Below are 6,993 nucleotides of genomic sequence, written 5' to 3'. Positions count from 1 at the left end.
TCCTCGTACTGGGCCGTACTTGGACGTTTCGCCGGTGCGGTCAGGCGGGATGCCCGGCGTCGCGCGCCCGGCGGGAATTATGAAACACGCCCTAGCTAGGCCCTGTCCGGGGCGCCGGTGGCGAGCGGGAGGCGGACCACCGCGCGGGCGCCCGGGCCGGGCGGGGGCGGGTCGGTGAAGGCGGCGGTGCCGTCGACGCCGCGGGCGATCGAGCGGACCAGGGCGAGGCCCAGGCCGGCGCCGCCGGAGTCGCGGGAGCGGGCGTCGTCCAGCCGGACGAACCGGTGGAAGACCCGCTCCCGGTCCTTGGGCGGGATGCCCGGGCCGTCGTCCGTGACGGTCAGCACGGCGTGCCCGTCCTCGACGGTCACCGAGACGGCGACGGCGGTGCGGGTGTGCCGGGCGGCGTTGTCGAGCAGGTTGCGCACCAGCCGGCCGAGCCGCAGCTCGCTGCCCGGGACGGGCGCGGGCTCCAGGGAGACGGCCAGGAAGGCGGGCCCGCCGGCGGACGGGTGGGCGCGTTCGGCGACCTGCTCGCCGACCAGGTCGGCGAGGTCCACCGGCTCGCCGCCGAGCGGCCCGGTGGGCTCCTCGACGGCGGCGAGCAGCAGCAGGTCGTCGGTGAGCAGTTGCAGCCGCTCGGTGTCGGTGAGCGCGTCGCGCACCACCTGCGGCCACTCCACGCCCGCCGGGTGGGCCAGCGGGACCTCCAGCGAGTTGCGCAGCGCGGCCAGCGGGCTGCGCAGCTCGTGCGAGGCGTCCGAGACGAGTCGGCGCTGCTCGTCGATCGCGTGTTCCAGTCGGCCGAGCGTGGTGTTGGTGGTCTCGGCCAGCCGCGCGATGGCGTCCCGCGAGGGTGGCACCGGGACGCGTTCGTGGAAGGCCCCGGCGCCGATCCGGGCCATGCCCCGGCGGATCGACTCCACCGGCCGCAGCGCCAGGCCGGTGACCAGCCAGGCGATCAGGGCGGTGAACAGGGTCGCGGCGGGCAGCACGTAGCGCAGCAGGATGCCGGTGATCCGGTCCTCGGCCTGGTCGGCGACGGTGGGGTTGACCAGCAGGTAGACGGTGACGCGCTGCTCCGGCATGCCCAGGATGCCGGTGTACTGCCGCAGGGTCCGGGAGGAGACCGGGTCGGTGACCCGCTTGATCATGGTGACGTCCCGGCCGATGAGGGAGGGGCCGTTCTCCGGCAGGTGGAACAGCCGGGTGTGGTCGGGCAGGGTGATCCGGACCCGCTCGGTGTGCGCGGGGGAGACGTCCTGGGGGTAGGGCGGGAGGGGTGCGAAGGGTTCGGGCGGCAGGCCCGCGTACTCGCCCAGCAGGGTGTTGGCCCCGGTCTCTTTCTTGTCGGGGTAGATGGTGATGCTGCCCTGGCCGTCGGGGGCGAGCGGGAAGGCCACCTGGCCGTCGGCCAGGACCAGCAGGAACGACTCCTTCAGGGTCGAGGTCCAGGTCTGGGTGCCGGTGGTGATGTCGTGGGCGACGAGCTGGGCACTTTCCTGGGCCTGCTTCTCGGCGACGGCCGTCCACTGGTCGTGGACCGCGCCGCCGACCCAGAGGGCGGCCACCGAGAAGGCCAGCACGGAGGCGAGGGCCGCGCCGAGGGCGGCGCGGATGCGGAGCGAGGAGCGGTGCCAGGGGCGCAGCAGCGGGCGGAGGCGGTCAGTGTGCATCGGGCACCAGCCGGTATCCGGCGCCGCGCACCGTCTCGATCCGGCAGCCGACGCCGGGCACGTCCAGTTTCCGCCGCAGGGCGGCGACGTAGACCTCGACGATGTTCACGTCGCCCCGGAAGGCGGCGTCCCAGACGGTGTCCAGGATGCCGCCCTTGGGGACCACCTCGCCGGGGCGGTGGGCCAGGCATTCCAGCACGGCGAACTCCTTGGTGGTGAGCCGGACCTGTCGGTCGGCGGCGGTGCAGCGGCGGGCCGCCGGGTCGATCCGCAGCGCGCCGACCGCGAGCACCGGCGGGCGGGCGGCGGCGCCGCGGCGCAGCAGGGCGCGCAGCCGGGCGGTGAGCACGACGTAGGAGAACGGCTTGCTGAGGAAGTCGTCCGCGCCGCAGTCCAGCGACTCGGCCTCGTCGTACTCGCCGTTCTTCGCGGTGAGCATCAGAATCGGTACGGAATTTCCGGTGGCGCGCAGTTCGCGGCAGACCTTGAAGCCGTTGAGGCCGGGCAGCATCAGATCGAGCACGATCGCCGAATAGGGCTCGGTGAGGGCGAGTTCGAGCCCGTGGACGCCGTCGTGGGCCAGGTCGACCGCGTATCCCTCGGCCGCCAGCCCCTGCCTCAGGGACTGCGCGAGCCGCTCCTCGTCCTCGATGATCAGTAGCCGCATGACGGACATCCTTGGGGGAATTCCGTTTTCCCGCAACGGCCTTGACCGGCTTGCCCGGGATATCCGAGCTGAAGTTTTCCTCAGCTTTCCTCAGTTTCCCTTCAGCGGGGAATTCCTAGCGTCCGGGTCATGGATTTCCGACGTGTGCTGCCGTGGTCGGTGGCCGCCCTGCTCGCCCCGCTGTACGCGGCCGTCTCGCTCACCAGATACGGCCGGTTGGAGAGTGCGGGTTTCGACCTGGGCATCTTCGAGGAGGCGGTGCGCGCCTACGCCCGGCTCGAAGCACCGGTGGTCGCGCTGAAGGGCACGGGCTTCAACCTCCTGGGCGACCACTTCAGTCCGGTGCTGGCGGTGCTGGCGCCGTTCTACCGGCTCTGGCCGGGGGCGGGCACGCTGCTGGTGGCGCAGGCGGTGCTGGTGGCGCTGTCCGCGGTGCCGGTGACGGGGTACGCGGTGCGGGTGCTGGGGCCGGCGGGCGGGGCGGTCGCCGGGGTCGCGTACGGGCTGTCGGCGGGGTTGCAGAGCGCGGTGGCGTTCGACTTCCACGAGGTGGCCTTCGCGGTGCCGCTCGCGGCGGCCGCGGTGGTGGCGCTGGCCCGGGAGCGGTACGGCCCGGCGGTGGCGTGGGCGCTGCCGCTGCTGCTGGTCAAGGAGGACCAGGCGCTGCTGGTCGCGGCGGTCGGCGGCTACGTGTGGTGGCGCGGGCGGCGCCGACTGGGGGCGGTCACCGTGCTGGCGGCGGTGGCGGCCGGCCTGCTGGTCACCCTGGTGGTGATTCCGGCGCTCAACCCGGGCGGCGAGTACACGTACGCGCACATGGGGGAGTTCGACGGCGGGAACCCGCTGGCGCGGCTGCTGTTCCCGGCGGTCAAGGCGCTGACCGTCCTGCTGCTGCTGGCGCCGACGCTGCTGCTGGCGCTGCGTTCGCCGCTGGTGCTGCTGGCGGGCGTGCTGCTGGCGGCCCGGTTCTGGGTGGACAATCCGGCGTTCTGGCGCACCGGGCAGCACTACGACGCGGTGCTGGTGCCGCTGCTGTTCACGGCGGGGCTGCACGGGGCGGGCCTGCTGTTGTCCCGGCTGTCCCGGCTGTCCCGGCTGGGCCGGGGGCTGCCGGTGGCGGCGGGGATGCTCGCCGTCACGGTGGCGCTGACCGCGACCGGCCCGGTGGCGGGCGTGCTGTCGGGGGACGCCTGGCGGGGCGACGGGCGGGCGGCGCAGGTGCGCCGGGTGCTGGCGGTCGTCCCGGACGGCGCCCGGGTGGCCGCCGCCAACCGTCTGGCGCCGCAGCTGACCGGGCGCTGCACGGTGTCGCTGTTCCCGTACCTGACGCCGCCGGGCGGGCCGGGTGGTGCGGGCGGGCCGGGCGGCTGGGGGCGGCCGGTGGCGGAGTGGGTGGCGGTGCTGGAGGAGCCGGACGGCTTCCCGGTGCCGGTGGCGGAGCAGCGGCGGTTCCTGGCCGGCCTGGTCGACGGTGGCGGGTACCGGCGGGTGGCGGACGGGGCCGGGGTGGCGGTGTACCACTGGCAGCCGGGGCAGGCCGACGGCCGGTGACCCCGGGCGGGGCGCACCGGCCGTCGGCGCGGGTGCGGGGGGTCAGCCGTCGGTGCGCTCGCCCCGGTCGGTGCGGCCGTCCTCGCGGGTGGCGGAACCGCCGCGGGAGCCGCCGGTGAACGTGTCGGCGAAGGTGTCGCGGAGCTTGCCGCCGACGGTCGCGGCGCCGCCGGCCACGTCGCGGATCAGGCCCATCAGCGGGTCCTTGCTCTCCTTCACCGAGGTCGTGTAGTGGTCGGCGGCGGCCTTCCACTGCTCGCCGACCGAGGTGTCCGGGTCGTCCGTGCGGCGCGGGTAGGCGCCGGCCAGGATCGAGCGGTACTCGTCGCTCTCCGCCCACTTCTTCAGCTGGGCGACCCGCACCACCGCGAACGGGTGGCTCTGCGGCAGCAGCTGGAGCAGCTTGAGCACGCCGTCGCGCAGGTCGCCGGCCTTGTCGTACTCCTCGGCCTGCTCCAGGAAGGCGTCGACGTTCAGTTCGGCCAGGTTGTGCCCGCCGGCCAGTTTCATCAGGGCGCGCATGGACGCCTGGACGTCCTGCCCGGCGAGCAGGCCGGCCCGGTCGCTGGACAGCTCCGCCTTGCGGAACCACTCCTTGAGCGCGGTGACGATCGCCATGATCGCCAGGTTGCCGAGCGGCACCCAGGCGACCCGGGTGGCGATGTTGGTGAGGATCATCAGCATCGTCCGGTAGACCGCGTGGCCGGACATCGCGTGGCCGACCTCGTGGCCGATGACCGAGCGCAGCTCCTCCTCGTCGAGCAGCTCGATCAGGCCGCTGGTGATCACGATGATCGGGGTGTCGATGCCGATGCAGTACGCGTTGACCGTCGGGTCCTGGGTGACGTACAGGTCCGGGACCTGCTCCAGGTCGAGCACGTAGGCGGCGTCGCGCACCATGTCGTACAGCTCGGGGAACTGGCGCTCGGAGGTCTTCACGGCGGTGGCCAGGAACATCAGCCGGATCGAGCGCTCGGACACCAGCCCGGCGAGCTTCCTCAGGACGTCGTCGAAGCCGGTGAGCTTGCGCAGGGCGACCAGGGCGGAACGGTCCGCGGGGTGCTCCCAGGCGCGGGTGGAGATGTCGGGGAAGCGCTGGCGGCGCCGGCTCGGGGTCTTCGCGGTCGGGTCGGTCATGGTCTGAGTACCTCCTGGTCGACGGCGGCCCCGGCTCGGCGGCCGGCCCCCGCTGGTCTACGCCTGCAACGACTGTCCTTGCAACGTCCGCGGTTGCGTACTCGTCCCCACGGGCAGCGTACGCGCGGGCCGGGCCACGCCGCAGGGGCCGGTGGGCGGCGCCGGTGTGAGGCCGGTCTACCCTGAATGTCCTGGAGAACCGAGACCGGATCCGGCCGCGGTACCGAGCAGTTCGAGGAGCCCCGCAGATGTCCACCGACGCGCTTGTCAGCCTGGCCGCACCCATCTCCAACGAGGCCGGCCCGGGCCTGTTCCTGCGGATCATCGTGGTGGCGTCGTTCGTCGGCGTCGGCCTGCTGGTCTGGATCATGGCGCGCGCCTTCCGCGGCAACTGAGCACCGCCGCCCCGGTTCGGGCTCACGCCCGGTCAGCGGCGGTGGGCCGCCGAGCGGTTGCCGGGTAAGCCCCCGTACGATGACAGGTGGGCCTTCACCGGCCCGGAAGAACCCCTGGTCCGTTCACCCGAGCCGAGAAGGTCCCGCCGACCATGAACACTGCCGCCGCACTCCCCGTCCTGAACCTGCTCGCCGAGAGCGAGGGGGGCAACCACGAGAGCCTGAACCCGTACCTGACGGGTGGCGCCGCACTGTTCATCCTGGCGCTCCTGCTCTTCGTGACCACCCGCTTCAACCGGGACCGCTGAGCCGCCTCCCGGGGCCGCTCGGGGAGCGTCCGGCGTACCGGCCGGCCGCTCCCTCACGCGTCTTCGGACAACCCCCACCCGGGCGTTCCCGCACCGTAACGGGCGTCGCGTAAGGTGTGGCGGCATGGGAGAGCAGGCCGGGAATCCCGGCGGACCGGAACCGGTGAAGAAGCGCCTCGGGGTGATGGGCGGCACCTTCGACCCGATCCACCACGGCCACCTGGTCGCCGCCAGCGAGGTGGCGAGCGCGTTCCACCTGGACGAGGTGATCTTCGTGCCGACCGGGCAGCCGTGGCAGAAGAGCGACCGCCACGTCACCCCGGCCGAGGACCGCTACCTGATGACGGTCATCGCCACCGCCGAGAACCCGCAGTTCTCGGTCAGCCGGATCGACATCGACCGCGAGGGCCCGACGTACACCGTCGACACCCTGCGCGACCTGCACTCCCAGCACCCGGACGCCGACCTCTTCTTCATCACCGGCGCCGACGCGCTCGCCCAGATCCTGTCCTGGCGCGACTCCGACGAGCTCTTCTCGCTCGCGCACTTCATCGGGTGCACCCGCCCGGGACACACCCTGTCGGACGCCGGACTCCCGGTGGGCGGGGTCTCCCTGGTCGAGGTCCCCGCGCTGGCCATCTCCTCCACGGACTGCCGCAACCGGGTCGCCAAGGGCGAACCGGTCTGGTACCTCGTCCCGGACGGCGTGGTCCGCTACATCGACAAGCGGGCGCTCTACGCGCCGCACCGGACCTGACCAGGAGCGGGCGTGACCGAGCGAAGCGGCGGAGGCCGGCAGCACCAGCACCAGCAGCAGCCGGAGGACTGGTCGACCGGGCAGTACCAGCAGTACCAGGGGGGCTACCAGCAGCAGCCCGAACAGGTCCCGGAGCAGCAGCAGTACGACCAGTACGGGCAGCCGGTGTACACGGGGGACCCGTACGGCGGCTACCAGGAGCAGCAGCCGTACCAGGCGTACCAGCAGCCCCCGCAGCAGCAGTACGACCAGCAGCAGTACGACCAGTACGGGCAGCCCGTGCAGGCGTACCAGCAGCAGGGGGGCTACGGCTACCAGGACCCGGCGTACGGCGCGTGGGGGTCGCCCGGGCCGGAGGCCGGGGGCGGCTACCAGCAGCAGGCCTACCCGGCGGCGGGTGCGCCGGCGGCGGTCGAGCCCGAGGCCGTCGTCGCGCCTGCGCCCGCCGCGTCCGCGCCCGGCGCCCCCGTCGCCCCCGCGCCGCCGCGCCCGCGCGTGCCCC

At 73.4% G+C, this 6,993-nt stretch carries 7 protein-coding genes and 1 pseudogene; 5 read left to right on the top strand and 3 right to left on the bottom strand.

Annotation, left to right across the window (positions count from 1 at the left end):
- Window positions 1–95 precede the first annotated feature (95 nt).
- Entirely contained in the window at window positions 96–1,676 is a 1,581-nt protein-coding gene (locus ACFVX9_RS39345; protein ID WP_387987054.1) for an ATP-binding protein, read from the bottom strand.
- Window positions 1,666–2,343, bottom strand: coding sequence for a response regulator transcription factor (locus ACFVX9_RS39340; protein WP_387987051.1), 678 nt, complete (start codon window positions 2,341–2,343; stop codon window positions 1,666–1,668). The genes ACFVX9_RS39345 and ACFVX9_RS39340 overlap by 11 nt, the downstream gene beginning before the upstream one ends.
- Before the next feature lie 129 nt (window positions 2,344–2,472).
- On the opposite strand from ACFVX9_RS39340, the gene ACFVX9_RS39335 reads away from it, so the two are divergent.
- A complete protein-coding gene (locus tag ACFVX9_RS39335; protein ID WP_387987048.1) occupies window positions 2,473–3,894 on the top strand; it encodes a DUF2079 domain-containing protein in 1,422 nt (473 codons plus the stop codon).
- Between the two features lie 42 nt (window positions 3,895–3,936).
- Here the strand turns inward: ACFVX9_RS39335 and ACFVX9_RS39330 are convergent, their stop codons facing one another.
- The gene (locus ACFVX9_RS39330; protein ID WP_063347544.1) at window positions 3,937–5,031 is read right to left on the bottom strand and encodes a M48 family metallopeptidase; all 1,095 of its coding nucleotides are present in this window, start codon (window positions 5,029–5,031) and stop codon (window positions 3,937–3,939) included.
- Between the two features lie 248 nt (window positions 5,032–5,279).
- Between ACFVX9_RS39330 and ACFVX9_RS39325 the strand changes: the two genes are divergently transcribed.
- The 4 genes and pseudogenes from ACFVX9_RS39325 to ACFVX9_RS39310 all read left to right on the top strand — a co-directional run.
- Window positions 5,280–5,426, top strand: a complete 147-nt coding sequence (locus ACFVX9_RS39325; protein ID WP_159398425.1) for a hypothetical protein — start codon at window positions 5,280–5,282, stop codon at window positions 5,424–5,426.
- Between the two features lie 152 nt (window positions 5,427–5,578).
- Window positions 5,579–5,734 carry a hypothetical protein gene (locus ACFVX9_RS39320; protein WP_167745857.1) on the top strand — a complete coding sequence of 52 codons (156 nt, stop codon included), beginning with the start codon at window positions 5,579–5,581 and terminating at the stop codon, window positions 5,732–5,734.
- A 124-nt stretch (window positions 5,735–5,858) separates the two neighbouring features.
- The gene (gene nadD, locus ACFVX9_RS39315; protein WP_063347543.1) at window positions 5,859–6,491 is read left to right on the top strand and encodes a nicotinate-nucleotide adenylyltransferase; all 633 of its coding nucleotides are present in this window, start codon (window positions 5,859–5,861) and stop codon (window positions 6,489–6,491) included.
- Between the two features lie 12 nt (window positions 6,492–6,503).
- A pseudogene (locus tag ACFVX9_RS39310) lies at window positions 6,504–6,993 on the top strand (hypothetical protein); the annotation flags it as partial.

The organism is Kitasatospora sp. NPDC058243 (assembly GCF_042882025.1).
GTDB lineage: Bacteria > Actinomycetota > Actinomycetes > Streptomycetales > Streptomycetaceae > Kitasatospora.
Note: the sequence above shows the minus strand (reverse complement) of the source record. Positions and strands in the feature narration are given on the sequence as shown.

Coding starts and splice junctions, on each gene's coding strand:
- ACFVX9_RS39345 (WP_387987054.1), bottom strand. CDS start 1,676: ATGCACACTGACCGCCTCCGCCCGCTGCTGCGCCCCTGGCACCGCTCC.
- ACFVX9_RS39340 (WP_387987051.1), bottom strand. CDS start 2,343: ATGCGGCTACTGATCATCGAGGACGAGGAGCGGCTCGCGCAGTCCCTG.
- ACFVX9_RS39335 (WP_387987048.1), top strand. CDS start 2,473: ATGGATTTCCGACGTGTGCTGCCGTGGTCGGTGGCCGCCCTGCTCGCC.
- ACFVX9_RS39330 (WP_063347544.1), bottom strand. CDS start 5,031: ATGACCGACCCGACCGCGAAGACCCCGAGCCGGCGCCGCCAGCGCTTC.
- ACFVX9_RS39325 (WP_159398425.1), top strand. CDS start 5,280: ATGTCCACCGACGCGCTTGTCAGCCTGGCCGCACCCATCTCCAACGAG.
- ACFVX9_RS39320 (WP_167745857.1), top strand. CDS start 5,579: ATGAACACTGCCGCCGCACTCCCCGTCCTGAACCTGCTCGCCGAGAGC.
- nadD (WP_063347543.1), top strand. CDS start 5,859: ATGGGAGAGCAGGCCGGGAATCCCGGCGGACCGGAACCGGTGAAGAAG.